This is a genomic window from Roseovarius sp. MBR-51, from assembly GCF_053628575.1.
This window is the reverse complement of record NZ_JBRJGQ010000008.1, coordinates 218,113-241,569: the sequence shown is the minus strand read 5'-3', so window position 1 is coordinate 241,569 and position 23,457 is coordinate 218,113. Positions and strand designations below refer to the sequence as shown.

Sequence of the window (23,457 nt, the reverse complement as noted above, 5' to 3'; positions counted from 1 at the left end):
AGTTCGTTCAGCTGCCCAGACCCGCGGCGAGCACGGTGACCGCGCGGCGGTTCTTGGTGTAGCAGGCCTCGTTGCTGCAAATCTCGATCGGGCGTTCCTTGCCAAAGCTGACGACGCGCAGACGGTTGGAGGCGACGCCCTGGCTGATCAGATATTCCTGCACGGCGTTGGCGCGGCGCGCGCCCAAGGCGAGGTTGTATTCGCGGGTGCCCTGCTCGTCGGCGTGGCCTTCGATCACGGCGGTGAAATCGCGATTGGTCATCAGCCAGTTGGCCTGACCGTCAAGCGTGGATTGTGCCGTTGCATTGAGGGTGGATTGGTCCACCTCGAACAGCACGCGGTCGCCAACGGCCTGCTGGAAATAGGCGGCCGAGGTCGGGTCCTGCGCCGACCCTGCAAGGCCAGCCCCGGCGCCGGCGCCGTTATTGAGATCGACCGAATTGCCGTTGTCGAAGCGATCGGGATTGGTACAGGCTGCCAGTGCCAGCCCTGCACAGAAGATCAGTGTCTTGCTCAGATAGGTCATTTTAGCCCCATTCGGTTTCTGCCTTGGCCGTTAATATCACAGCCTGCGCCCCAAGGAAACGCAGGCCTTGTCTGTTCAATTCTGCAGCGGCGACCACGACGGATCGCTCGCCCCGGTGTTGGTGGGCACGGCCTTGAGGTTGCGCCCGGTGATGTCCACCGAATAGAGACTGGCCTGACCCTGCGCGCCTTGGGTCTCGCGGGTGAACATGATCACGCGGCCGTTGGGCGCCCATGTCGGGCCTTCGTCGAGGAAAGACGCGGTGAGCAGGCGTTCTTCGCTGCCATCGGTGCGCATGACGCCGATGTGGAACCGACCCTTGGATTGCTTGGTGAAGGCCACGAGATCGCCCCGCGGCGACCAGACGGGCGTGCCGTAGCGCCCCTCGCCAAAGCTGATGCGCCGGGCCTCGCCGCCGCCTGCGGACATGACATAGAGCTGCGGTGTGCCAGAGCGGTCGCTCTCGAACACGATCTGGCTCCCGTCGGGGTTATAGCTGGGCGCAGTTTCGATCGAGGGGGCGGTGGTCAGCCGGGTGCTGGCCCCGCTTCCGATGTCCATTGTGTAGAGATCGGTGTTGCCGCCCTGGGTCAAGGAATAGACCACGGTGCGCCCGTTGGGGGCAAAGCGGGGGGCAAAGCTCATAGTGCCGTCGAGGGTGGGCAATTCACGGCGGCCAACATTGGCGACGTCAAGGACATAGATCCGCGGAAAGCCGGTCTCATAGCTGGTATAGAGCACCCGGTCGCCCGTGGGGGAAAAGCGGGGGGCCAGTACGATACTGGCACTATCCGTCAGATATTGCGTATTGGCCCCGTCATAATCCATGATCGCCAGTCGTTTGGCACGCTGGTCCTTGGGGCCGCTTTCGGCGACAAACACAACGCGGCTGTCGAAATAGCCGCCCTCGCCGGTGATCCGGCTGTAGACCTGATCGGCAACCTTGTGGGCGATGCGCCGCCAACCGTCCTGCGTGCCGACCAATTGCTGTCCGGAGCCCAGTTCCTGACCGGAATAGACATCATAGATGCGGAATTTCGCCACGATGCGCCCGGCCCCATCGGTGCTGACCGCGCCCGTGATCAGCGCCTGCGCGTTGACTGCACGCCAGTCGGCATATTGCACCGGGCTTTCGAAGCTGGTGATCCGGCTGATATGCGCCTCGGAGGGGATCTGGCGAAAGAGGCCGGTGCCCGAAAGGTCGGCGGCGATCACGCTGGCGATGTTGCGGCCGAGGTCCTGACCCGCCGCGCTGTCCGACACGAAATCGGGCACGGCAAAGGGCATCGGTTCGATCACACCTTCGGTGATCTCGATCCGAAGCGGGCCGTTGCCCTGCGCCAGTGCGGGCATGGCCCAAAGCGTGAGGGCCGCAAGGAGGGTCATCATAAAGCGCATCATTTGATCCTCATACTCTCCGGATTGAATGTCATTTCGATGTCACGCCACTGATCGTATTTGTCAGCAGGTAGGTTAAATCCATTGGCACCGCAACGAATGATGGCGCGGCGAGCGGCCTCGAAGGCCTGACGGGCCGCAGCGTCACCGCCACCCGAGAAACTGTCCATGCGGATCGAGCCATTGTCTGGCTTGCCATCCTCGCCCATTCGGACCGAAACCACAACCGTTGTGCCCAGCGCCTCGGTGCTGAGTGAGCCCACGTTCCAGCATTGCTGCACGGCGACGCGGAGGGCGTCCTTTTCGCCCGATGTCAGGGGCGGGCCGCTGGGGGCGGTATCGGTCTGCTGGCTGGTGCCAAGGGCGGCGGCGAGCGCGTCATTGACGGCGCTCTGATCGGTGGCGGGCGCGGTGGGGGTGGGTTTGGGTGTCTCTGTCGCAGCGGGTTTCGGGGTCTCGGCGGGCTTCGGGGTTTCGGCCTGCTCGACGGGGCGCGCGGGGCGTGGTTTGGGGCGCAGCGAGGAGGTGGGCGCGGATTGCTCCGGCTCTTCGGCCTCGGTCACGATCTCGGTTGCGGCCTCTTCGGGGGCTGTGGCCTCGGACGGTTCTTCCTGAACCTCGGCCCCTTCGTCGGGGGTGACGTCGGGTTGCGCGACATCGTCGATGCGCACATCCGGCTCTGGCGGTGCCACGGCCTCGGGGGCGACGCGGGGGACCGGGCGCGGCTTGGGGCGGGGCGAGACCTGCGGCACCATGACGGCCACGTCCTCTTGCGGGGTTTCCATCACAGGGGCTGTGTCTTCGACCTCGGCGGGCGCGGGTGGGGTGATCTCGGAGACATCCGGCGCGGGATCGGGCGGCGCGCTTTCCTGTGCTTCGGGCGGCGTGCTCTCGGGTGCGGCATCCGGCGTGGAGGCAAGCGGCGGGGCGGCATCGCCCGGCGCGGGGGGCTCTGGGGTGTCGACATTGGCGACGGCCTCGGGCGAGGTCGAGCGCGCGACGAGTGCGGCAAAGTCTTCGGTGGAAATGGTCGTGGCTTCCACCACCTCGAAGGGTGGTGGATCAGAGCGGAACACGCCCCCGAACAGGGCCCAGCTGATCAATGCCAGATGGCCCGCGCCCGATATGATCTGTCCGGTGTTCACCAGATGCGCCCCTAGCCGCCCTGCCCGTCAAGCGCCGGGCCGCCAGCATCTGTGACCAGCCCGATATTGCCAAAGCCGCCGCGATTGAGCGCGCCCATGACCTGCATCACTTCGAGATAGGGCACAGCCCCGTCTGCGCGCAGGAACACCCGCGTGCCGTCGCGCTCGGACGCGATGGCGCGCAGGCGCGCGATCAACTCGTCACGCGGCACCTCTGTGGTCTGGATCATCACGACACCGTCGGCGGTGACAGTGACGGTCAGCGGCTCTTCTTCCTCGCTTGGGAGGGAATTCGCGGCGGTCTTGGGCAGGTCTACCGGCACACCCACCACCATGAGCGGCGCGGCGACCATGAAGATGATCAAAAGCACCAACATCACGTCCACAAAGGGCGTGACGTTGATTTCTGCCATCGGACGCGAGCGGCCGCGCCCGCGCCTGCGACGCCCTGAATCGCCCGATTTCTGAACGACACCCGCGCCCATGGTCTAGCTGTCCAACTGTCGGCTGAGGATGGTGGCGAATTCGTCGGCAAAGGCCTCGTATCCCGCCACGATGCGGTCGGCATCGGCGCTCAGTTTGTTGTAGAAGATCACCGCCGGAATGGCCGCGATGAGGCCAAGGCCGGTGGCCAAGAGCGCCTCTGCGATGCCCGGTGCGACGACGGCAAGGTTGGTGTTCTGCTGCTCGGCAATCTCGATGAAGGCGTGCATGATACCCCAGACCGTGCCGAACAGGCCGATGAAGGGTGCGGTGGAGCCGACTGTCGCCAGCACCTGAAGCCCGCTCTGGAGCCCTTCGGATTCCTTGGCGATGGCCACGTCCATGCTGCGGTCGATCCGCGCCGTGGCCCCGGCGATCAGATTGCCGTCATTGCGGTGACTGCGCCGCCATTCCATCATCCCGGCGGCGAAAATCCTTTCGGATTGTCCGGCGGGATCGGGGCCGATTTCGTCGAAGAGACCATCAAGCGGCTCTCCGGACCAGAAGCGGCGGTCGAAGATTTCGGCTTCGAGCCGGGCCTTGCGGTAGACGATGATCTTTTGGATGATGATCGACCACGACCAGAATGAGGCCACGATCAACATGAACATCACAAGTTTGACGATGAAGGTGGCGCGCGCAAAAAGCGCCCACATGGAGAAATCCATCTCCTGTGCCAATGCCAGGGTTTCTGCTTCCATTTGCCTGCTCTTTATGTGTCTGGCCGTTTTCCGGCCTTATTGCGGAGGAAACTACCCTATTTGAAATGGGAAAGCCAACACCATCCGATGGCTCACGCGGGTTTGAGGCAAATTTCGCGCAAGGATCAGGCGGATAATTGCCAGAACGTGGTGCTTGACTCAGGCTCCGCCTACCAATTGCGCTTCGAGCAACATGTACCCGCGCCCGTGCACCGTCTTGATGCGGCGGTTGCCCTCGTCGCCCTCAAAGAGCTTGCGGCGCAGGCGGCTGATGATCCCGTCCACCGACCGGTGGCTGATCGACCAGTCAGTGCCGCGCACCGATTGAATGATCTTGTCGCGGGAGAGGATGGCATTCGTGTGCGCCGAAAGGACCATCAGAACGTCGAACTCCAAGGTTGTCAGATCAACCAACCGACCCGAGACGCTGACACTGCGGACCACGCCGCAGATTTCCATATCGTCCACCCGGCGCAGATAGCGATCAGGCAGCGGACGCGCCCCGTCCGTTTCGGGTGGGGTGTTCACGGTCCGACGCAACACCGAGCGGACTCGCGCGCAGAGTTCTCTGGGGCGAATCGGTTTGGCGAGGTAATCGTCGGCTCCCATTTCGAGGGCCATGACCGTGTCGATTTCATCATTGGAGTTGCCCATCACGATCACGCCTGCCGCGGATCTGTGACGCAGGTCGCGCGCTATTTCATAGCCATCAAGACCACGGTAACGGGTCGCAATCAGACAGATGTGCACCTGATGCCGCTCGACGGTTGCCAGAATGCTGTCATCCGGGCCGCATGAAACGGTCTCGAATCCCTCATCCACAAGCCGGTCTGTCACGAGCGAATGGGTCGTGCGTTCCTCATCCAGAACCAGTGCCCTGAGTGGCATTCTTGTCTCGCTTTGAATCTGCCCGCACCTCTCCGGCGCGCGAGCCGATGGCGAAATGGGGGGGGTAAAACGGATAGCCGGAGGACAAAAAGAACATGCCGCGGCGCTCTGGGATCAGACTGAGTGATCCCGATACTCACAAAATCGTGAAGAGACATATAGAAGTGATCTTTGGCGCACAACCCAAACTAGAAAAAATTTTTTAATCTCATGAAACATAACCTTAAACTTCTTTGCCCGATTGTGGACACAATCGAACATAATCTTCTCAGTGTTGCAGGTCGCAACGGGATACAATCATAAGGCTATGGGGGTGCATGTTATGACAATTCAGTTCTTTACCCCGCGCGGACCGGGGAACGAGGTTCTCAGACTGCCGAGTTCTTTGCGGCGATCTGTCAAATGGTTGCCACAGATTGGTGACACGTTTCCTGATTTCACTGTTGATACGACCCAGGGTCCGTTGCGTTTTTGGGACTGGGCTGAGGGGAGTTGGGTCCATCTGTTCAGCCATCCCGGCGCCTATACGTCGGTTTGTACGACCGAGCTTGCCGCACTTGCCGATTGTGCGACGGAGTGTCAGGCGATCAATCTCAAGAATCTGGCGCTGACTGGGGCTACGATCGAAGACCAACGCGCTTGGCACGAGGACATCCACAAGCTGTTCGGCTGTGTTGTCGATTTCCCCGGCGCGAGCGATCTTAACCTGAAACTTTCCCAGCTGTTCGGGATGGTTCATGACAAGCAAGAGGTGTCACGACCAATCCGCAAAAGCTTTCTCATTGATCCGGCCCTGCAGGTGCGGCTGATCTTTGAGTATCCGACCTATATCGGGCGCAACATTGATGAGGTTTTGCGCGTGACCAAGGCGATACAGCTACACGACAGAACCGGCGCGTACACGCCCGCGGACTGGGACCAAGGGGATCTCGTGATCGTCCCCGACACGTTCCCTGAAACCGAGGTCAGACGGCATTTCGCCTCTGACTCAGTAAGACTCACACCGTATTTGCGGGTGGTCGAACCGAAAAGCCACCTCAGGCTGGTGTCAAGCACGCAAGAGCAAGGGTAAGCGCACAGGCTGACCAGAAGGTCCCACGCACACCACCGTCACCACAGCCTGCAAGAGCCGCTCTGTCCCGCGCGTCACGGTCTGCTCCATCACCAGACGTGCGGCGGTGACAGTGGTGGTGCGGGTCTCGACCTCTAGCACATCGTCGAAGCGCGCGGGGGCGAGGAAATCCATCTCGACCCGGCGGACCACAAAAATCGTGCCCGCCGCGCGCATGGCGTTCTGGTCAATGCCAAGGTCGCGCACCCATGCGCTGCGGGCGCGTTCGATGAATTTCAAGAAATTGGCGTGATAGACGATCCCGCCCATGTCGGTATCCTCGTAATAGACGCGGATGGGAAAGACATGCGGAGGGCTGGTCACGGGCTCTGTCCTGTTTGGGATGCAGGTGCAGCAAAGCACCGTCCGGGGCTGCGCGCAAGAGCCGCGGTTTCACGAGGTGGAAAATCGTCACAACCTGGGTTGTGGCGCGCGGAGGTGGCCGTATATTACGCGAGATCAACTGAAACGGCGCGAAAATTGCACCCGCCACGTGGTGCTGTAGCCGAGGCAGATAACAGGGACAGGGGGGCAGGACACGCATGGAGAACGCGGGAGGATTTTTGCCGATCATTGCGGCGTTGCCCTTTTTGGGTGCGCTTTTTCCGGGGTTGATGATTCAGGCCGGGCGAAACACCTGCGCTGCCTTTACCGCCGCTCCGACGATCCTTGCGCTCATCTTGCTGTTGCTTTCGGCCCCTGCGGTGATGCGTGGCGAAGTGCTGACGTTTGGCATCGACTGGCTGCCGTCCTTGGGTCTGAACGTGAATTTCATGCTGGATGGGCTTGGGCTGCTGTTTGCCGGGATGATCCTTGGCATCGGCCTGCTCATCATCCTCTATGCCCGGTTCTACCTGTCGCGCGAAGATCCGATGGGGCAGTTCTACACTTATCTGCTGCTGTTTCAGGGCGCGATGGTGGGGATTGTCCTGAGCGACAATATCCTGTTGCTGCTGGTATTCTGGGAACTGACCTCGCTGTCGTCCTTTTTGTTGATCGGGTACTGGAAACATCTGCCCGAAGGGCGGCAGGGCGCGCGGATGGCTCTGACGGTGACGGGTCTGGGTGGTCTTGCGATGATCGCGGGCATGCTGATCCTGGGGAATATCGCCGGAAGCTATGACCTGAGCGTGATCCTGACACAGAAGGACGCGATACAGGCAAGCCCGATGTATCTGCCGGCGCTGATCCTGATCCTTTTGGGCTGTTTCACCAAATCGGCGCAGTTTCCGTTCCATTTCTGGCTGCCGCATGCGATGGCCGCACCGACGCCGGTCTCGGCCTATCTGCATTCGGCGACGATGGTGAAGGCAGGGCTGTTCCTGATGGCGCGCATGTGGCCGGTGCTGGCGGGCACGCCGGAATGGTTCTGGATCGTCGCCTCGACCGGTCTCATCACTATGGTAATGGCGGCCAAGATCGCGCTCTTCAAAGATGACCTGAAGGCGCTTTTGGCATTCTCAACGGTCAGTCATCTGGGCCTGATCACCATGCTCTTGGGGCTGGGTACCAAGGCGGCGGCAGTGGTGGCGGTGTTTCATATCATCAACCATGCGACGTTCAAGGCGGCGCTCTTTATGACGGCGGGCATCGTGGATCACGAGGCGCATACCCGCGATATCAAGCGCCTTGGCGGTCTGCGGCATCTGATGCCGATCACCTTTACCATTGCCACGATTGCGGCACTGTCGATGGCGGGCATTCCGCCGCTCAACGGGTTCCTGTCCAAGGAAATGATGCTGGCCGAGGTGGCCGAGACACAGTGGATCGGGCCGTATTGGCTGATGGGGGCTGCGGCAACGCTGGGCGCGCTGTTCTCGGTCGCCTATTCGTTCCGTTATATCGCGCATGTGTTTCTGGGCCCCAAGCGCGACGATTATCCGGCCAAGCCACATGATCCCGGATTTGGCATGTGGGCGGCACCCGCATTCCTGACGGTGCTGGTGATCCTGATTGGCCTGATGCCCATGACCTTTGCCGGGGATCTGGTGCGGGTGGCGGCGCATGCGGTCACGCAAGACGATCCGCATGTGAAGATCTATCATTTGCATGGCTTGGTGCCCGCCTTCTGGATGTCGGTGATCGCGGTGATCGGCGGCGCGGTCCTGCTTGCGTTGCATCGCCCGCTGGCGCGTCTGTGGGAGGTCACGCCACGCCCCGAGGCCAAGGTGATGTTTGACGCGGTGACGCGCGCGGCCACCGCGCTCAGCACGGTGCTGACGGATGGCATCCACAATGGCGCGTTGACGCGCAACGGGGCGATTTTCGCGGTGACGGTGATCGGCGCGGGCCTGTTGGCCTTTACCGGCGGCAGCATGGCCGAGGCGACGCGGGCCCCCCTGCCGATCACGTTGGTGCCTGCGATTGGCTGGCTCTTGCTGGTGCTGGCGACGATCTGTCTGGTGGCGTTCCATCGCAACCGCTTTCTGGCGCTCGTGCTGATGGGGATTGTGGGCCTGATCGTGTCCATGGGCTTTGTCTATCTCTCGGCCCCGGACCTTGCGCTGACGCAAATCTCGGTCGAGGTGGTGACGATCATTCTTCTGCTCTTGGCGCTGAATTTTCTGCCGCGCGAGACTCCAATCGAAAGCACCGTCGCACGACGGATGCGCGATGCGGCGATTGCGGTGGTGGGTGGCGTTGCCGTTACCGGCCTGACCTATGCCATTCTGGTGCGCGATTTCGCGGCGGAGAGTATTTCGGTCTTTCATCTGGCCAATTCCTACAAGGGCGGCGGCGGCACCAATGTGGTCAATGTGATCCTCGTCGATTTCCGTGGATTTGATACCTATGGCGAGATCATCGTTCTGGGGATCGCGGCGCTGGTAATCTATGCGTTGACGGAAACTGTTCTCAAAGGGCCCGGCGGGCGCTGGCTATCGACGTGGAAGGCACAACGTTATGCCGAGGCGGGTGACCGTCACCCGCTGATGATGGTGGTCGCCACCCGCGTGATGATGCCCATCGCGTTGATGGTGGGCGCCTATATATTCCTGCGCGGCCATAATGAGCCGGGTGGCGGGTTTATCGCCGGTCTGATCGTGGCGATTGCGTTTTTGATGCAATACATGGCCTCGGGCTTTGCCTGGGCGGAGTCGCGGCAACGTGTAACCTATCATGCGACCATCGGCGTAGGGGTTCTGATCGCCTCTGTTACCGGGATTGGTGCCTGGCTTGCCGGGCGTCCGTTCCTGACCTCGGATTACGGCTATCTGCATTTCCCCCCCATCGAGGAATTCGAATGGGCCACGGCCATGGCGTTTGACACCGGCGTGTTTCTGACCGTGGTCGGGGCTGTGATGCTGGCGCTTAACAGCCTGTCGAGCATGGCGCGGCGGACCGGTGAGACCGTCAATGTCTTCCCGATGGATATCAACCCGGCCCGCGAAGACGCGCCGTCCGAGGGGGAGGCCTGATATGGAACTTTTGTTTGCAAGTGCAATCGGCCTCTTGACCGCCGGCGGGCTCTATCTGGTGCTGCGGTTGCGCAGTTTCCCGGTGATCATCGGCATTTCGCTGCTGAGCTATGCGGTCAACCTGTTCTTGTTTGGCACCGGACGGCTGGTGGTCGATATGCCCCCGATCCTTCAGAAGGGTGTGGAAGTTTATACCGATCCGTTGCCGCAGGCGCTGGTGCTGACGGCCATCGTGATTTCATTCGGCATGACGGCCGTCGTGGTGATGCTGGCGCTGGGATCGTTTCTCTCGTCGCGCGACGACAGTGTAAACATCGGCCCCGAGACGCCGCCCGAGCAGGAGAATGAGGCATGAGCCACTGGATTATTGCCCCGGTCGTGCTGCCTGCTGTGCTGGCCGCGATCCTCACGCTGGCAATGCGGCATCACCCACCCTTGCAGCGAGTGTTTTCCATCGCCGGCGTTGCGGCCGTTCTGGTGGTAGCGATTGGCCTGACCATGCAGGCGTCAAGCGGGGCGATTGAGGTCTATGAATTGGGCAACTGGCCCGCGCCCTTTGGCATCGTTCTGGTTCTCGACCGGCTGTCGGCGCTGATGGTGCTGGTGACGGCGGTGCTGGCACTGGTGGTGCTGCTCTATGCCGTGGGCACCGGATGGGACCAACGCGGCAACAATTTTCACGCGCTCTATCAGTTTCAGTTGATGGGTATTTTCGGCGCGTTTCTGACCGGCGACGCCTTCAACCTCTTTGTGTTCTTCGAAGTGCTGCTGATTGCGTCATATGGCCTGATGATCCACGGCGGGGGGCGGCGCAGGCTCAAGGCGGGCGTGCAATATGTGATCTACAACCTACTCGGCTCGACCCTGTTTCTGTTTGCGCTGGGCACGCTTTATGCGGTGACGGGCACGCTCAACATGGCCGATCTCGCGGTGCGGGCAGCGGAAATTCCGGTTGAGGATGGGGCGCTGTTGCGTGTGGGTGCCGTGCTCCTGCTCTTGGTCTTTGCGATCAAAGCCGCGCTTTTGCCGCTGCATTTCTGGCTACCTGAGACCTATGCAGAGGCCCCTGCCCCGGTGGCGGCGCTCTTTGCCATCATGACCAAGGTGGGGGCCTATGCGATCCTGCGGATGTATACGCTGGTGTTTGGCCCCGATCTGGGGGCGACGGCCGATCTGATTGATCAGTTGTTGATCTATGCGGCGTTGATCACGCTGGTGGCCGGGATGGTCGGTATTCTGGGGGCGAAACGCCTTGGGCGGCTGGCGGCCTTTGCGGCCATCGGGTCGATGGGCACGCTGCTGATTGCGCTGTCCGGGTTCCGGCCCGAGACAACCGCGGCGGCGCTCTATTACATGATCCATTCCACGCTGGCCGGGGCGCTCTTGTTCCTTGTGGTTGATCTGGTGCGGGAACGGCGTGGGCCGATGGGCGGCGCGATGCAGCCCGGACCACGCATGGCGCAGCACGGGATGATTGCCGCGCTCTTCTTTGGCTCGGCGATTGCCACGGCTGGGATGCCGCCGCTGTCGGGATTCGTCGGCAAGCTGCTCATTCTCGATGCGGTGCGCGGCATGGATGAGGTCTGGTTGATCTGGGCGGTGATCCTTGGCACCTCGCTCGTGGCGATTCTTGGCTTCAGTCAGGCGGGCAGTGCGATTTTCTGGAAGCTTGCGCCCGAGACCGGCGAGGAACCGGCCCCTGCCCCACAACCCGCGTTGCCGTTGGTCGCGTGTTTTGTGATGCTGGGCGGGATCGTGGCGCTGTCGGTGCTGGCAGGTCCGGTGATGGGGTATATCGAGGCGACGGCGGTGCAGTTGCACACGCCCGAGGGCTATATCGCCGCCGTTCTGAACGGTCGTTGAGAGAGGAAAGACGATGCTGCGCAAGATCCTGCCCCATCCGTTCCTGACGCTGACCCTGATCGTGGTCTGGCAGATGCTGGTGAACAAGCTGACCTTTGGCAATCTGGTGCTGGGGACGATCCTCGGGTTGATCATCCCGGTGATCACCTCGCCCTACTGGCCCAATCGCCCGCGCCTGTCGAGCCTGCCGCGAATCGTGGAATTCGTGCTGATCGTGCTCTGGGATATTTGCGTCGCCAATGTGCAGGTGGCGATGATCATCCTGTTCAAGACCAATGCCAACACCAAGCCCGCCTGGATTTCGATTCCGCTCGAGCTTCGGACACCGGAGGCGATCACGGTGCTGGCGGGCACGATCACCATGACGCCGGGCACGGTGTCGAGCGATCTGTCGGCGGATGGCCGCAGCCTGCTCGTGCATTGTCTGGATGCGCCTGACCCGGATGCGGTGCGCGATGACATCAAGGCGCGCTATGAACGCAGGCTCAAGGAGATTTTCGAATGATCGAATACGCGCTCTTTTTCGCCTTTGGCTGTTTTGGGTTGGGATTGCTGCTCAACATATTCCGGGTGATCAGCTCGCCCACCGTGGGTGACCGGATTCTGGCGCTGGATACGATGGTGGTGAACATGATCGCATTGCTGGCGCTGTTCGGCATTCTCAAGGGCACGACGATGTATTTCGAGGCCTCGATGATCATTGCCATGACCGGCTTTATCTCGACCGTCTCTTACACGCGCTTTCTGTTGCGCGGCGATATCATTGAATAGGGGGCGGACCATGGTTGTAGAGATTCTCATTTCGGTTTGCCTCGTGATCAGCGGCGTGTTTGGGCTCGTCGGCTCTTTCGGCCTGATCAAGCTGCCCGATCCGATGATGCGGCTGCATGCGCCGACCAAGGCGACGACGCTGGGGGTCGGCGGGGCGCTGATCGCGTCGATGTTGTTTTTCTATTTCAAGGTCGGGCAGTTGTCGTTTCACGAGTTCATGATCGTGCTGTTCCTGCTCCTGACCGCGCCGATCACCGGACATTTCATCGCCAAGACGCATCTGCATCTGTTGCACAAGCCCGGCGATTTGCCGCCAACTGGCACAGATCGACCTTGGGCCAGCTATGAAAGCGACGATGACCGGGCCCGGATCGAAGCCGCGGCGAAAGCGGAAGACGTGGCGCGCAACACCTGACTAGGCGACGGGCAGAGCACGCATAGCCTTGGGGCGACGTTACCCACGGGCTATGAGCCGCGCGCCTGTCGCCGTGTCAAACAGATGCATATTGGCAGGGGCGATCGAGAGTCGCAGGGTCTCGCCACCGGGCGAGACCGCATGAACCCCCGGCAGGCTGGCGGTAATGCCTTGGCCCGTGGCCAGTTTGCCGTGCAGGAGCGTATTGGCACCCAAAGGTTCGGCAAGCTGAACCTGCATCGCAATCGGACCTTCTGGGTCGGGCATCAGATGTTCAGGGCGCAGCCCGAGCATCACGGGGCCGCTGTGGCCTGTGGGATTGGGCAGGCGCGCCGCACCGAGCCAGAGCGCACCGTCGCGCCCCTCGACCTCGAGCACATTCATCGACGGGCTGCCGATGAACTGCGCGGCAAAGAGCGTGGCGGGACGTTCATAGACATCCAAGGGCGTGCCGATCTGTTCGGCGCGGCCTGCATTCATCACGATCATGCGGTCGGCCATGGTCATCGCCTCGACCTGATCATGGGTGACGTAGAGCGATGTGATGCCCAGCTTGGCCTGTAATTCGCGGATTTCGAGGCGCATCTGCACGCGCAGCTTGGCATCGAGATTTGAGAGCGGTTCGTCGAACAGAAACACCGAGGGCGCGCGCACGATGGCGCGGCCCATGGCGACACGCTGACGTTGCCCACCTGAAAGCTGCCGGGGTTTGCGATCAAGGAGTTCGGTCAGTTGCAAGAGCTTGGCGGCGTCCTGCACCTTGGCGGCAATCTCGGCCTTGGGCAGACCCGCGATCTTGAGCCCATAGCCCATGTTCTGCGCCACGCTCATATGCGGGTAGAGCGCGTAATTCTGAAACACCATGGCGATGTCGCGGTCCATCGGTTCGAGATCATTGGCGCGGCGGTCACCGATGCGCAACTCCCCCTCGGTGATCGTCTCAAGCCCCGCGACCATGCGCAGGAGGGTGGATTTACCACAGCCCGACGGGCCGACGATGACGATGAATTCGCCATCCGCCACGTCTAGGCTCACGCCCTTGATGACCTCGGTCGGACCAAAGCGTTTCTTGATACTGTCGAGGGTTACGGTTGCCATATCGTCTATTTCTCGCTGTCCACGAGGCCGCGGATAAAGAGTTTCTGCATCGCGATGACCACCACCACCGGCGGGATCATCGCAAGGATCGAGGTGGCCATGATCACCGGCCAATCGGCCACGTCATCGCCCGACGGGAACATCTGGCGGATGCCCATGACGATGGTGTTCATCGAGGGGTCCGTGGTGATCAAAAGCGGCCAGAGATACTGGTTCCAGCCATAGATGAAGAGGATCACGAAGAGCGCGGCGATATTGGTGCGGCTCATCGGCAAGAGGATATCCCAGAAGAACTGCATCGGGCTGGCGCCATCGACGCGCGCGGCTTCGGCCAATTCATCGGGGATGGTGAGAAAGAACTGGCGAAAGAGAAAGGTTGCGGTGGCCGAAGCCACAAGCGGAAAGATCAGACCCTGATAGCTGTTGAGCATGCCAAAGCCTGCGATGACCTCATAGGTCGGCACGATGCGCACCTCGACGGGCAGCATCAGCGTGAGAAAGATCAGCCAGAAGAACATATTCCGCCCCGGAAAGCGGAAATAGACGATGGCAAAGGCCGAGGTGAGCGAGATGATGATCTTGCCCACGGCGATGCCCACCGCCATGATCAGTGAATTGCCCAGCATGGTCAGCACCGGCACGTTGACGCCCGAGAAAAGTGCTGCGGTGTAATTCTCGATCAGTTGGTCGCCGGGCCAGAGCGGCATCGGCGGGCGCACGATTTCGGGCTGCGTGACGGTCGAGGCCACGAAGGCCAACCAGATCGGGAAGAAGATCACCAAAACACCCGCAATCATCACCAGATGCGTGAGCCAGAGGCCAAAGCCACGCCGCTCTACCATGCCTGTGATTTCGCGGGCCATCAGTAATGCACCCGTTTCTCGATATACTTGAATTGCAGCACCGTGAGCAGGCCCACGACCACCAAGAGGATCACCGATTGCGCAGCGCTCGATCCGAGATCCTGACTGACGAAACCATCGGAAAACACCTTGTAGACAAGGATCGTCGTGGATTGTTGCGGCCCACCGGCCGTGATGGTGTGGATCACGCCGAAAGTCTCGAAGAAGGCATAGACAATATTGACCACCAAGAGAAAGAAGGTGGTGGGCGACAGGAGCGGCAGCATGATGGTAAAGAACCGCCGCCAAAAGCGCGCGCCGTCGATGGCGGCGGCCTCGATGATTGAGCGCGGCACGGCCTGAAGCGCGGCAAAGAAGAACAGGAAATTATAGCTGATCCGTCCCCAGGCAGAGGCGGCGACGACCAGTCCCATCGCCTCGGTCCCGTTCAGCACATGGTTCCAGTCATAGCCCAACTGCCCGAGATACCACGACACGACGCCGACGCGGGTGTTGAACATGAACATCCAGAGCACCCCCGCGATGGCCGGGGCCACAGCATAAGGCCAGATGAGCAGCGTGCGGTAGGTGCCCGCCGATTTCACCAGCCGGTCGGCCATGACCGCCAGAAACAGCGCCGGGATCATCGACGCCAGCGTGACCAGCGTGGAAAACACCGCCGTGGTGACAAAAGACGCGCGGTAATAGGGATCGCCGAGCAGGTATTCGAAATTCCCCAGCCCAACGAATTGCGATGAAAGGCCGAAGGGATCGGGGATAAAGAGCGACTGCCAGACCGCCTGCCCTGCCGGATAGAAGAAAAACACCGCCGAGATGAACACCTGCGGAGCAATCAGGCAAAGCGGTAGAAACCAGCCCTTGAAGGTGACACGTTTTTCCATGCGCGGTCAGGGGCCGGTTGCCCGGCCCCGCCCTTGTCTCAGCGGTTGGCTTGTTCAAACCGGCGCAAGAGCTGGTTGCCGCGTTCCACCGCCGTATCCAGCGCCGCCTGCGCGTCCTTGTCACCGGACCAGACCGCCTCAAGCTCTTCGTCGATGATGGCGCGGATTTGGTCAAAGGAGCCAAGGCGCAGACCCTTGGAATTCTCGGTTGGTTCCTTGCTGGTCATCTGGGTCACGGCAATGTCAGTGCCGGGGTTGGCCTCGTAGAAACCTGCCGCGCGCGTCACCTCGGCTGCGGCAGAGGTGATGGGCAGATAGCCGGTGTTCTGGTGCCATTGCGCCTGCACCTCGGGCGAGGAGAGGTAGTTGAGGAAGGCAGCGGTGGCTTTGTATTCCTCGGGCTCATGCCCCTCTAGCACCCAGAGCGAGGCACCGCCGATGATGGTGTTCTGCGGCGCACCCTCGACCCCGTCCCAATAGGGCAAGGGGCGGATCTGGAAGTCGAACTGCGCCTCGGCCTTGACGCCGGCATAGCCTGCCGAGCTTTCGGTAAAGAGGGCGCAGGTGCCGGCACGGAAATTGGCACCCGCCTCGTTGCGGCGACCGGCGTAGATGAATTTGCCGTCCTTGGCCCATTCGCCCAGCTTGGCAATATGCTGCACCTGAAGCGGGCCGTTGAACACCAGTTCGGTATCGAGACCACCAAAGCCATTGGCCTGCGTGGCGAAGGGGACATTGTGATAGGCCGAGAAACTCTCGAGATGCACCCAGCTCTGCCAAGAGGTTGTATAGGGGCAGGCATGGCCCGCCTCTTTGAGTTGGCCCAGCACCGTGTCAACCTTTTGCCATGTGCTGAGGTCAGTGTCGGGGTCGATCCCCGCCCCTTCCAGCGCGTCGCGGTTCACGTAGAGAACCTGTGTGGAGGAGTTGTAAGGCAGCGAGAGCATCTGCCCTTCGGCGGTGGTGTAATAGCCGGTCACGGCGGACAGATACGCCTCCGGGTCGAAGGGCAAGCCCGACTCGGCCATCACCTCATACACCGGTTTGATTGCGCCCTTGGCGGCCATCATGCTTGCGGTGCCAACCTCGAACACCTGGAGGATATGCGGCTGTTCGCCCGCGCGGAATGCGGCGATCCCGGCATTCAGCGCCTCGGAATAGTTGCCTTTGGGCGATGCTGTAACCTTGTAGTCGCTCTGACCGGCATTGAAGCCTGCGACTTGTTCATCGAGCAATTCCGCCAGACGCCCGGTGAAGGCGTGCCAGAACTGGATTTCGGTCTGTGCGGCGGCGGCGAGCGGTGCGAGGGCCGTGGTGGCCGCAAGAATGGCACCAAAAGCGAATTTAGACATCTGATCCTCCCTGTGAAACGCGTGTCCGGATCATACTGCCCGGCGGCGTCTTGCGCGGTCAAGCTACACGTAAAACGCGAACAGGCAACCGTGGTAACGGCTGCCTGTGCAAATTTCACCAAACTGTTATGAAGCGGATCAGCCCAAGGTGATGGGTGTCACCAGCCCTTGTTCGCGCGCAAGTTTAGCCGCGACAGAGGCCACGGCGAGATCCTGAAGGCCAACGCCAGTGCCATCAAAGAGGGTGATTTCCGTCTCCGAGGACCGTCCCGCATGGGTGCCGTTGATGACAGCGCCGATGGGGGTAATGTCAGCCTCGGCGATCAGCCCCTTGCCGACTGCATGCTGTGCCTCGCCAATGGTGATCGACTGCGCGATTTCATCGGCGAAAACGGTGGCACGCTGGAAGAGCGCCGGATCGACCTCTTGCTTGCCCTTGGTGTCGGTGCCCATGCAGGCGATATGCGTGCCGGGTTTGACCCAATCGGCCATCATCAGCGGCTCGAAGGCAGAGGTGATCGTGATGATCACATCGGCCTGTGCGCCCAGTTCCTGTTGCGTGACCGCCTCGAACTCCAGCCCCAACTCCTTGGCCACAGCGCCAAGGCGCGGCAGCATGTCGGGATGCGGGTTCCAGGCCACGACCTTTTCAAAGGCACGCTGCTCGACTGCGGCGCGCAATTGGAAGGTGGATTGATGACCTGCGCCGACCATACCCAAGACTTTTGAGTCCTTGCGCGCCAGATGCGCGATGGAGACCGAGGACGAGGCCGCCGTGCGCAGCGCGGTCAGATAGTTGCCGCCCACCAGCGCCGAAAGCCGCCCGGTATCGGGATCGAACAGGAACACGGTGGACTGATGGTTGGTCAGCCCCTTGTCCATGTTGCCCGGCCAATAGCCCCCGGCCTTGAGGCCCAGAGACAGGCCGGACCGGTCAAACCCGCCCTTGAAGCCATAGAGCGCATCGGCATGGCCAATCGCCTCGCGGACTACCGGGAAGTTATAGGCATCGCCGCGCGCCATGGCGGCAAACACCGCCTCGACCGCGCCAAAGGCATCCGCGCGGCTGATGATTTTCTGGCAAATTTCCTCGCCGACGATCACAAAACCGTCGGCGGACACTTCGTTCTGGGTATTCATCATGCCAGCCCTTAGTAGGCCCGACCGCGTGCCGAGACGGGCCACACCGTTTCAACCTTGCCGTTCCGCACGCCGACATACCAGTCATGCACGTTGCAGGTCGGATCGCAGTGACCGGGAACGAGGCGCAGCTTGTCGTTGACCTTGAGCACGCCATCGGGGTCGGCAACCACGCCATGCTCATCCGAGCATTTGACGTATTGCACGTCATCGCGGCCGAAGATCACCGGCAGGCCGGAGTCGACCGACTGCGCCTTGAGGCCCGCGTCAACGATGGCCTTGTCGGCCTTGGCATGGCTCATGACAGAGGTCAGAATGAACAGCGCGTTTTCCCACTCGCCTTGGTCGATACGCTTGCCGTCCTTGTCGAGAATGCGGCCATAGTCGGCATCCATGAAGGCATAAGAGCCGCACTGAAGCTCGTTATAAACGCCCGAGTTGCCTTCGAAGTAATAGCTGCCGGTGCCGCCACCGCCGACGATGTCACACTCCAGCCCTTCGGTCTTGAGCGTATCGACGGCATCCTTGACCTGCGCCACAGCAAGGTCGATCTTGGCCTTGCGATCCTCGTATTTGTCCATGTGCTGCATGGCGCCCTGATAGGCCTGAATGCCCGCGAACTTGAGGCCGGGTGCGGCGTCGATGGCCTTGGCGATTTCCACCACGGCGGGGGTTGTTGTCACACCGCAGCGCCCTGCGCCACAGTCGATTTCCACCAGACATTCGATCTGGGTGCCATGCTTTTGCGCGGCCGCCGAGAGGTCGGCGACATTGGTCAGATCATCGACGCAGCAGATGGTGCGCGCGCCGAGTTTGGGCATGCGTGCCAGACGGTCGATCTTGGCGGGGTCGCGGACTTGGTTCGACACCAGGACGTCCTTGATGCCACCACGGGCAAACACTTCGGCTTCGCTGACCTTTTGACAGCAGACGCCGCAGGCCCCACCGAGGCTCTCCTGCAATTTGGCCACATCAACAGACTTGTGCATCTTGCCGTGGACACGGTGGCGCATGCCATGTTCCTTGGCCCAGTCGCCCATTTTCTTGATGTTGCGTTCCAGCGCGTCGAGATCGAGCACGAGGCACGGCGTCTGGATTTCGGATTCGTCCATGCCCGGCAGGGCGGGAATGTCATAGCCCACTTCGAATTCGTCGAGATTGATCGTGTCTTTCATCGGATATCCTCCCAGATTACGGGTTGTTCAGTTGCGGCGCGCGAGGATCGCGCACCGAAGGAAATTGGTCACTTGATCCACGGCAGCGTGTCGAGATCGACATTGCCGCCGGTAATGATCACACCCACGCGCTTGCCCGCGAAAACCTCGCGGTTTTTGAGGATGGTGGCAAGGGGCACGGCGCAGCTTGCCTCGATCACGATCTTCATCCGCTTCCAGGTGAGTTTCATCGCGTCGATGATTTCGTCTTCGCTGGCGGTCAGGATGTCGGTCACATTGTGGCTGACGAAATGCCAGGTGTTTTCCTTGAGCGGCACCTTGAGGCCATCGGCCACGGTATCGGGCGCGTCATCCGCGATGATGTGCCCCGCCTTGAAGCTGCGATAGGCGTCGTCAGCCTGTTCCGGCTCTGCGGCATAGATTTTGACATGCGGTGCCAGATTCGAGAGCGTGAGGCAGGTGCCCGACACCATGCCGCCGCCGCCAATCGGGGCGATCACGGCGTCAAGCCCGTCCACTTGTTCCAGCAGTTCGGCAGAGCAGGTGGCCTGACCGGCAATGACGCGCAGGTCATTGTAGGGATGCACGAATTCTGCGCCGGTTTCGGCCTGAACCTTGGCAAATATTTCTTCGCGGCTGGTGGTTGATGGCTCGCATTCCGTAATGATGCCACCATAGCCACGCACCGCGTCCTTTTTCGCCTGTGGGGCGGTGCGGGGCATGACCACATAGCAGGGGATGCCCCGCCGCCCGGCGGCATAGCTGAGCGACAAGGCATGATTGCCAGAGCTGTGCGTTGCCACGCCCTTTTCCGCCATCGCGTCGGTCAAACCAAAGACTGCGTTGGAGGCACCGCGCACCTTGAAGGCGCCCGCCTTTTGGAAGTTCTCGCATTTGAAGAACAATTCCGCCCCGGTCAGGTCATTCAGATAGGAAGAGGTCAGCACAGGCGTGCGGTGGATGTAGGGTTTGATGCGCTCATGCGCGGCGCGCATGTCGTCAATGGTCAGATCGCTTGCGATGCGTTGATCCAGCATGTCTCTTCCTTTCACGCGGCTTTTTCGGCCAGAACGGGTTTGGCTGTCGAGCGGTAGTATTCCTGCGCCGCGATGACACCAGACCCCAGTTTAACCGGGTAATTCAAATCCACCATGGCCATTTCGAGCGTCGCCAGACCCGAGAGCATCATCGACTCGGTCAGGCTCCCGAGATGGCCGATGCGGAAGGCGCGGCCGTTCATCTCTCCCAGCCCCACGCCAAAGCTCATGCCGTAGGTTCCAAAGACACGCTCTGTCAGGCGGTTGCTGTCAAAGCCCTCTGGCACAAAGACCGCACTGACGGTGTCCGAATAGAGATCTGGCGTCTGCGCGACCAGTTTCAAGCCCCAGGCGTCAACCGCGCGGCGCACGCCCTCTGCGATCCGGGTGTGACGGGCATAGACATTCTCTAGCCCTTCCTCGAACAGCATGTTGAGGCTCTCGGCCATGCCGTAGATCAATTGCAACGGCGGGGTATACGGGAACCCGCCTTTGGCATTGGCCCCCATCATATCACGGAAATCAAAGAAGGTGCGCGGCAATTTGGCGGTTTCCATCATCGCCAGCGCCTTGGGGCTGACGGCGAGGATCGCCATACCGGTGTTGAGCATAAATCCCTTTTGCGAGCCGGAGACCGCGATATCGACGCCCCAGTCATCCATCTCGAAGGGCATAGAGCCCAAGGAGCTGACGCAATCGACCATGAGAAGTGCCGGATGCTTCGCAGAGTTCATCGCGCCGCGCACGGCGCCGATGTCCGAGCGGACGCCTGTCGCAGTCTCGTTATGCGTGACAAGCACGGCTTTGATCTCGTGGCTCTTGTCAGCCTTGAGCGCCTCTTCAAAGCGGTCGGCCGGTGCGCCGCCACCCCAAGGGCATTCGATAATCTGCACATCAAGGCCGTGACGTTGGCACATGTCGATCCATCGGTGGCTGAACATGCCGTACCGCGCCACAAGAACCTTGTCACCCGCTGACAGGGTGTTGGTGATCGCCGCCTCCCAGCCGCCGGTTCCGGAGGCGGGAAAGGTGATGATCTCGCCCTTGGTGGTGCTGAAGACGGTCTTGCAGCCCTTGAGCACCGGGTTGAGCGTGTTGACGAAAGCGGGCGAGCGGTGGTCCTGCGTCTGCACCTGCATGGCGCGACGCAACCGGTCGGGAATGTTGGTGGGGCCGGGAATGAAAACCGGATTCTGATCTGACATTGCGCCATCCTCCTCTGAGATGAGCATACTATGACGCAGGGCTCCCCGCTTTGCAATTTTCTTGAAAGGTATTTTCATTATATTAATAAAATACCCAAACATATGATATTGTTTGCTTTTTATTTTTCCATAACTCATTAAAAGAATAACGTGAAAATATTTTTTATTCTGCATACAATCGCCCACCAAGACAGCCAGCAAGGGAATCGCCCCCATGATCCAGACCAAGCGCGCGCGCGGCCGCCCGAAATCGCAATTCGCCGATAGCAGCGCAGGCACCATGCAGGCGCTGGATCGGGCGCTCTCGGTGCTGACCGCCGTGGCGCGGCAAGAGGGGGTGAACCTGACGGATCTGTCGCTGAGCCTTGGGATTCCCACCGCCACGACGCACCGCATTCTGACCACCTTGCAGAAACGCGATTTCGTGCGGTTCGACGAAGAGCGGCAGGATTGGACGATCGGGATCGAGGCCTATCGCACCGGGGTGGCCTATCTCAAGCGCACCAATCTGGCCGATGCGGGCCGCCCGGTGATGCGGCGGTTGATGGAGCAGACCGGCGAGACCGCCAATCTGGCGGTGCCGGACGGGGCCGAGGTGGTGTTTATCGGGCAGGTCGAGACACAGAACCCGATCCGCGCGTTTTTCCCGCCCGGATCACGCACGCCGATGCACGCCTCTGGCACCGGCAAGGCGATTCTGGCATCGCTGCCTGAGGATCGGCTGATGGCGCTGCTCAAGGGGGCGGGCCTCAAGGGGTTTACCGAAGAGACATTGATCACGCCGCGCGCCTTGTTCGACGATCTGGCCGAAACCCGTCGTCGTGGTTGGTCGTTTGACCGCAATGAGCGGTATGACGGGATGTCCTGCATCGGTGCCGCGATTTTCAATGATCGAGGAGAGCCCTGCGCCGGTGTGTCAATCTCTGGACCCAGCAGCCGGTTTGGCGATGCGCAGATCGCAGAGTTCGGCGCGGCGGTGGCGCAGGCAGCGACGCAGATCACCCATCTGATCGCAGGCAAGGGTGTGGCTATTTCTGAAACAAACGGGTCGCGTTGAACAAGGCGTCAAGCTGTTCGTAGCGCTCGCGGGTGGCAGGCCAGCGTTCCTCTTGGACCGCCGCAATCAGCGCCTCCAGGAGCATCATGGTCGAGATGTTGGAATCCCACGCCGAGGGGATTTCGACCCAGCAATTGAAGGTATGGGTGGCAAGGTCCGAGATTGGGCTCATCCACTGGTCGGTAATCAGCACCACGCGCACGCCGCGGGCCGTGGCAATTTCGGCCAGCCGCATCAGGCTGGTTTCATAGCGGCGGATGTCGAACATCAAGAGCGTGTCACCCTCGACCATATCCAGCACGTAATGCGGCCATGTGGCGGAGGACGAGGTCATATGCGTGACCCGCCCGCGCACCGCCTGAAAATGGGTGAATGCATAGTCGGCCAGTGCGCGGGTGATGCGCCCGCCCACCAGATAGAGCCGTCCGTCGGTATCGGCCAAGAGGCGCGCGGCCTCGTCAAAGCGGGCGCTGTCGATATTGGCGAAGGTCTGTTCGATATTCTGCGTCACCGCCTTGGCAAAGCGGTTGAGGGAATGGGTGGCGGGGGCCTCTGAGGCCCAGTTGGCGCGGCGTTGGGTCGGGCCGGAGACCTTGGCCTCCAACTCTTTCAAGAGCGCCTGATGGAATTGCGGATAGCCCTTGAAGCCCAGTTTCTGCACCATGCGGGCGATGGTGGGCGTAGAGACCCCGGCATTCGCCGCGACGATGGTGATCGAAGCCAGACCCGCCGCAGGGTAGCTGTCGAGCAGCGCTTGGGCAAACTTGCGTTCGGATTGGGTGAGGGCGCTGTAATGCGCGCGGATCAGGTCGCGCACGGTTGGCGGGGGCTTGGTCACATTGCTCATCCTCAACTGGTGCTGTCGAAACAAGCAGGCCGGATCGCAATCCGGTGATGCCCGCTGGAAATATATTGACACAAAAATTTCTATG

General features: G+C 61.1%; 24 protein-coding genes. 8 read left to right on the top strand and 16 right to left on the bottom strand.

The window, feature by feature from the left end:
- Positions 1-7: 7 nt before the first annotated feature.
- From pal to ACSSVY_RS13890, 6 genes are all read right to left on the bottom strand, one after another.
- Positions 8-526 (bottom strand): peptidoglycan-associated lipoprotein Pal, encoded by a 519-nt coding sequence (pal, locus tag ACSSVY_RS13915; RefSeq protein ID WP_454270176.1) that lies wholly within the window; start codon positions 524-526, stop codon positions 8-10.
- Positions 527-601: 75 nt separating this feature from the next.
- Positions 602-1,927, bottom strand: a complete 1,326-nt coding sequence (tolB, locus tag ACSSVY_RS13910; protein WP_454270175.1) for a Tol-Pal system beta propeller repeat protein TolB — start codon at positions 1,925-1,927, stop codon at positions 602-604.
- Positions 1,924-3,069, bottom strand: coding sequence for an energy transducer TonB (locus tag ACSSVY_RS13905; RefSeq protein ID WP_454270174.1), 1,146 nt, complete (start codon positions 3,067-3,069; stop codon positions 1,924-1,926). Before ACSSVY_RS13905 ends, tolB begins: the two co-directional genes overlap by 4 nt.
- 11 nt (positions 3,070-3,080) lie before the next feature.
- Positions 3,081-3,554 carry a protein TolR gene (gene tolR / locus ACSSVY_RS13900; protein WP_454270173.1) on the bottom strand — a complete coding sequence of 158 codons (474 nt, stop codon included), beginning with the start codon at positions 3,552-3,554 and terminating at the stop codon, positions 3,081-3,083.
- Positions 3,555-3,557: 3 nt separating this feature from the next.
- Entirely contained in the window at positions 3,558-4,253 is a 696-nt protein-coding gene (gene tolQ / locus ACSSVY_RS13895; RefSeq protein ID WP_009816481.1) for a protein TolQ, read from the bottom strand.
- Positions 4,254-4,412: 159 nt separating this feature from the next.
- The gene (locus ACSSVY_RS13890) at positions 4,413-5,141 is read right to left on the bottom strand and encodes a response regulator transcription factor (RefSeq protein ID WP_454270172.1); all 729 of its coding nucleotides are present in this window, start codon (positions 5,139-5,141) and stop codon (positions 4,413-4,415) included.
- A gap of 322 nt (positions 5,142-5,463) precedes the next feature.
- Here ACSSVY_RS13890 and ACSSVY_RS13885 point away from each other — a divergent pair, with 322 nt between their 5' ends.
- Positions 5,464-6,213, top strand: coding sequence for a redoxin domain-containing protein (locus ACSSVY_RS13885; RefSeq protein ID WP_454270171.1), 750 nt, complete (start codon positions 5,464-5,466; stop codon positions 6,211-6,213).
- Here ACSSVY_RS13885 and ybgC read toward each other — a convergent pair.
- On the bottom strand, positions 6,190-6,576 hold the full coding sequence (gene ybgC / locus ACSSVY_RS13880) for a tol-pal system-associated acyl-CoA thioesterase (protein WP_454270170.1): 387 nt from the start codon (positions 6,574-6,576) through the stop codon (positions 6,190-6,192). The genes ACSSVY_RS13885 and ybgC overlap by 24 nt on opposite strands.
- Positions 6,577-6,794: 218 nt before the next feature.
- Between ybgC and ACSSVY_RS13875 the strand changes: the two genes are divergently transcribed.
- From ACSSVY_RS13875 to ACSSVY_RS13850, 6 genes are read left to right on the top strand one after another with little or no spacing between them, the layout of a single operon-like run.
- Positions 6,795-9,668, top strand: coding sequence for a monovalent cation/H+ antiporter subunit A (locus ACSSVY_RS13875; RefSeq protein WP_454270169.1), 2,874 nt, complete (start codon positions 6,795-6,797; stop codon positions 9,666-9,668).
- 1 nt (position 9,669) lies between these two features.
- Positions 9,670-10,023 (top strand): Na+/H+ antiporter subunit C, encoded by a 354-nt coding sequence (locus tag ACSSVY_RS13870; protein WP_454270168.1) that lies wholly within the window; start codon positions 9,670-9,672, stop codon positions 10,021-10,023.
- Positions 10,020-11,531 carry a monovalent cation/H+ antiporter subunit D gene (locus ACSSVY_RS13865; protein WP_454270167.1) on the top strand — a complete coding sequence of 504 codons (1,512 nt, stop codon included), beginning with the start codon at positions 10,020-10,022 and terminating at the stop codon, positions 11,529-11,531. The genes ACSSVY_RS13870 and ACSSVY_RS13865 overlap by 4 nt, the downstream gene beginning before the upstream one ends.
- Before the next feature lie 13 nt (positions 11,532-11,544).
- A complete protein-coding gene (locus ACSSVY_RS13860) occupies positions 11,545-12,036 on the top strand; it encodes a Na+/H+ antiporter subunit E (protein ID WP_454270166.1) in 492 nt (163 codons plus the stop codon).
- Positions 12,033-12,302 (top strand): K+/H+ antiporter subunit F, encoded by a 270-nt coding sequence (locus tag ACSSVY_RS13855; RefSeq protein ID WP_045683819.1) that lies wholly within the window; start codon positions 12,033-12,035, stop codon positions 12,300-12,302. Before ACSSVY_RS13860 ends, ACSSVY_RS13855 begins: the two co-directional genes overlap by 4 nt.
- 10 nt (positions 12,303-12,312) lie before the next feature.
- Positions 12,313-12,717, top strand: a complete 405-nt coding sequence (locus ACSSVY_RS13850; protein WP_454270165.1) for a Na+/H+ antiporter subunit G — start codon at positions 12,313-12,315, stop codon at positions 12,715-12,717.
- Positions 12,718-12,756: 39 nt separating this feature from the next.
- On the opposite strand, the gene ACSSVY_RS13845 is transcribed toward ACSSVY_RS13850, so the two are convergent.
- The 8 genes from ACSSVY_RS13845 to bhcA all read right to left on the bottom strand — a co-directional run bounded on the left by ACSSVY_RS13845 (position 12,757) and on the right by bhcA (position 21,468).
- Entirely contained in the window at positions 12,757-13,815 is a 1,059-nt protein-coding gene (locus ACSSVY_RS13845; RefSeq protein WP_454270164.1) for an ABC transporter ATP-binding protein, read from the bottom strand.
- A gap of 5 nt (positions 13,816-13,820) precedes the next feature.
- Entirely contained in the window at positions 13,821-14,657 is an 837-nt protein-coding gene (gene ugpE, locus ACSSVY_RS13840) for a sn-glycerol-3-phosphate ABC transporter permease UgpE (RefSeq protein ID WP_454270221.1), read from the bottom strand.
- Between the two features lie 20 nt (positions 14,658-14,677).
- Complete coding sequence (gene ugpA, locus ACSSVY_RS13835) at positions 14,678-15,559, bottom strand: sn-glycerol-3-phosphate ABC transporter permease UgpA (protein ID WP_454270163.1); 882 nt, start codon at positions 15,557-15,559, stop codon at positions 14,678-14,680.
- A gap of 38 nt (positions 15,560-15,597) precedes the next feature.
- Positions 15,598-16,911, bottom strand: a complete 1,314-nt coding sequence (ugpB, locus tag ACSSVY_RS13830; protein ID WP_454270162.1) for a sn-glycerol-3-phosphate ABC transporter substrate-binding protein UgpB — start codon at positions 16,909-16,911, stop codon at positions 15,598-15,600.
- Positions 16,912-17,049: 138 nt separating this feature from the next.
- Positions 17,050-18,051 (bottom strand): iminosuccinate reductase BhcD, encoded by a 1,002-nt coding sequence (gene bhcD / locus ACSSVY_RS13825; RefSeq protein ID WP_454270161.1) that lies wholly within the window; start codon positions 18,049-18,051, stop codon positions 17,050-17,052.
- An 11-nt stretch (positions 18,052-18,062) separates the two neighbouring features.
- Positions 18,063-19,226 carry a 3-hydroxy-D-aspartate aldolase BhcC gene (bhcC, locus tag ACSSVY_RS13820; protein ID WP_454270160.1) on the bottom strand — a complete coding sequence of 388 codons (1,164 nt, stop codon included), beginning with the start codon at positions 19,224-19,226 and terminating at the stop codon, positions 18,063-18,065.
- A 68-nt stretch (positions 19,227-19,294) separates the two neighbouring features.
- Positions 19,295-20,263, bottom strand: coding sequence for a beta-hydroxyaspartate dehydratase BhcB (gene bhcB, locus ACSSVY_RS13815; RefSeq protein ID WP_454270159.1), 969 nt, complete (start codon positions 20,261-20,263; stop codon positions 19,295-19,297).
- Positions 20,264-20,274: 11 nt separating this feature from the next.
- The gene (gene bhcA / locus ACSSVY_RS13810) at positions 20,275-21,468 is read right to left on the bottom strand and encodes an L-aspartate--glyoxylate aminotransferase BhcA (RefSeq protein ID WP_454270158.1); all 1,194 of its coding nucleotides are present in this window, start codon (positions 21,466-21,468) and stop codon (positions 20,275-20,277) included.
- A 214-nt stretch (positions 21,469-21,682) separates the two neighbouring features.
- Here bhcA and bhcR point away from each other — a divergent pair, with 214 nt between their 5' ends.
- Positions 21,683-22,525, top strand: coding sequence for an HTH-type transcriptional regulator BhcR (gene bhcR, locus ACSSVY_RS13805; RefSeq protein ID WP_454270157.1), 843 nt, complete (start codon positions 21,683-21,685; stop codon positions 22,523-22,525).
- On the opposite strand, the gene ACSSVY_RS13800 is transcribed toward bhcR, so the two are convergent.
- Positions 22,497-23,363 carry a MurR/RpiR family transcriptional regulator gene (locus ACSSVY_RS13800; RefSeq protein WP_454270156.1) on the bottom strand — a complete coding sequence of 289 codons (867 nt, stop codon included), beginning with the start codon at positions 23,361-23,363 and terminating at the stop codon, positions 22,497-22,499. The two genes, bhcR and ACSSVY_RS13800, sit on opposite strands and share 29 nt — an antisense overlap.
- Positions 23,364-23,457: the final 94 nt, after the last annotated feature.

What these genes read in the sequence shown, in the direction of transcription:
- pal (WP_454270176.1), bottom strand. Translation starts at nt 526, where the DNA reads ATGACCTATCTGAGCAAGACACTGATCTTCTGTGCAGGGCTGGCACTG.
- tolB (WP_454270175.1), bottom strand. Translation starts at nt 1,927, where the DNA reads ATGATGCGCTTTATGATGACCCTCCTTGCGGCCCTCACGCTTTGGGCC.
- tolR (WP_454270173.1), bottom strand. Translation starts at nt 3,554, where the DNA reads ATGGGCGCGGGTGTCGTTCAGAAATCGGGCGATTCAGGGCGTCGCAGG.
- tolQ (WP_009816481.1), bottom strand. Translation starts at nt 4,253, where the DNA reads ATGGAAGCAGAAACCCTGGCATTGGCACAGGAGATGGATTTCTCCATG.
- ACSSVY_RS13890 (WP_454270172.1), bottom strand. Translation starts at nt 5,141, where the DNA reads ATGCCACTCAGGGCACTGGTTCTGGATGAGGAACGCACGACCCATTCG.
- ACSSVY_RS13885 (WP_454270171.1), top strand. Translation starts at nt 5,464, where the DNA reads ATGACAATTCAGTTCTTTACCCCGCGCGGACCGGGGAACGAGGTTCTC.
- ACSSVY_RS13875 (WP_454270169.1), top strand. Translation starts at nt 6,795, where the DNA reads ATGGAGAACGCGGGAGGATTTTTGCCGATCATTGCGGCGTTGCCCTTT.
- ACSSVY_RS13870 (WP_454270168.1), top strand. Translation starts at nt 9,670, where the DNA reads ATGGAACTTTTGTTTGCAAGTGCAATCGGCCTCTTGACCGCCGGCGGG.
- ACSSVY_RS13865 (WP_454270167.1), top strand. Translation starts at nt 10,020, where the DNA reads ATGAGCCACTGGATTATTGCCCCGGTCGTGCTGCCTGCTGTGCTGGCC.
- ACSSVY_RS13860 (WP_454270166.1), top strand. Translation starts at nt 11,545, where the DNA reads ATGCTGCGCAAGATCCTGCCCCATCCGTTCCTGACGCTGACCCTGATC.
- ACSSVY_RS13855 (WP_045683819.1), top strand. Translation starts at nt 12,033, where the DNA reads ATGATCGAATACGCGCTCTTTTTCGCCTTTGGCTGTTTTGGGTTGGGA.
- ACSSVY_RS13850 (WP_454270165.1), top strand. Translation starts at nt 12,313, where the DNA reads ATGGTTGTAGAGATTCTCATTTCGGTTTGCCTCGTGATCAGCGGCGTG.
- ACSSVY_RS13845 (WP_454270164.1), bottom strand. Translation starts at nt 13,815, where the DNA reads ATGGCAACCGTAACCCTCGACAGTATCAAGAAACGCTTTGGTCCGACC.
- ugpE (WP_454270221.1), bottom strand. Translation starts at nt 14,657, where the DNA reads ATGGTAGAGCGGCGTGGCTTTGGCCTCTGGCTCACGCATCTGGTGATG.
- ugpA (WP_454270163.1), bottom strand. Translation starts at nt 15,559, where the DNA reads ATGGAAAAACGTGTCACCTTCAAGGGCTGGTTTCTACCGCTTTGCCTG.
- ugpB (WP_454270162.1), bottom strand. Translation starts at nt 16,911, where the DNA reads ATGTCTAAATTCGCTTTTGGTGCCATTCTTGCGGCCACCACGGCCCTC.
- bhcD (WP_454270161.1), bottom strand. Translation starts at nt 18,051, where the DNA reads ATGAATACCCAGAACGAAGTGTCCGCCGACGGTTTTGTGATCGTCGGC.
- bhcC (WP_454270160.1), bottom strand. Translation starts at nt 19,226, where the DNA reads ATGAAAGACACGATCAATCTCGACGAATTCGAAGTGGGCTATGACATT.
- bhcB (WP_454270159.1), bottom strand. Translation starts at nt 20,263, where the DNA reads ATGCTGGATCAACGCATCGCAAGCGATCTGACCATTGACGACATGCGC.
- bhcA (WP_454270158.1), bottom strand. Translation starts at nt 21,468, where the DNA reads ATGTCAGATCAGAATCCGGTTTTCATTCCCGGCCCCACCAACATTCCC.
- bhcR (WP_454270157.1), top strand. Translation starts at nt 21,683, where the DNA reads ATGATCCAGACCAAGCGCGCGCGCGGCCGCCCGAAATCGCAATTCGCC.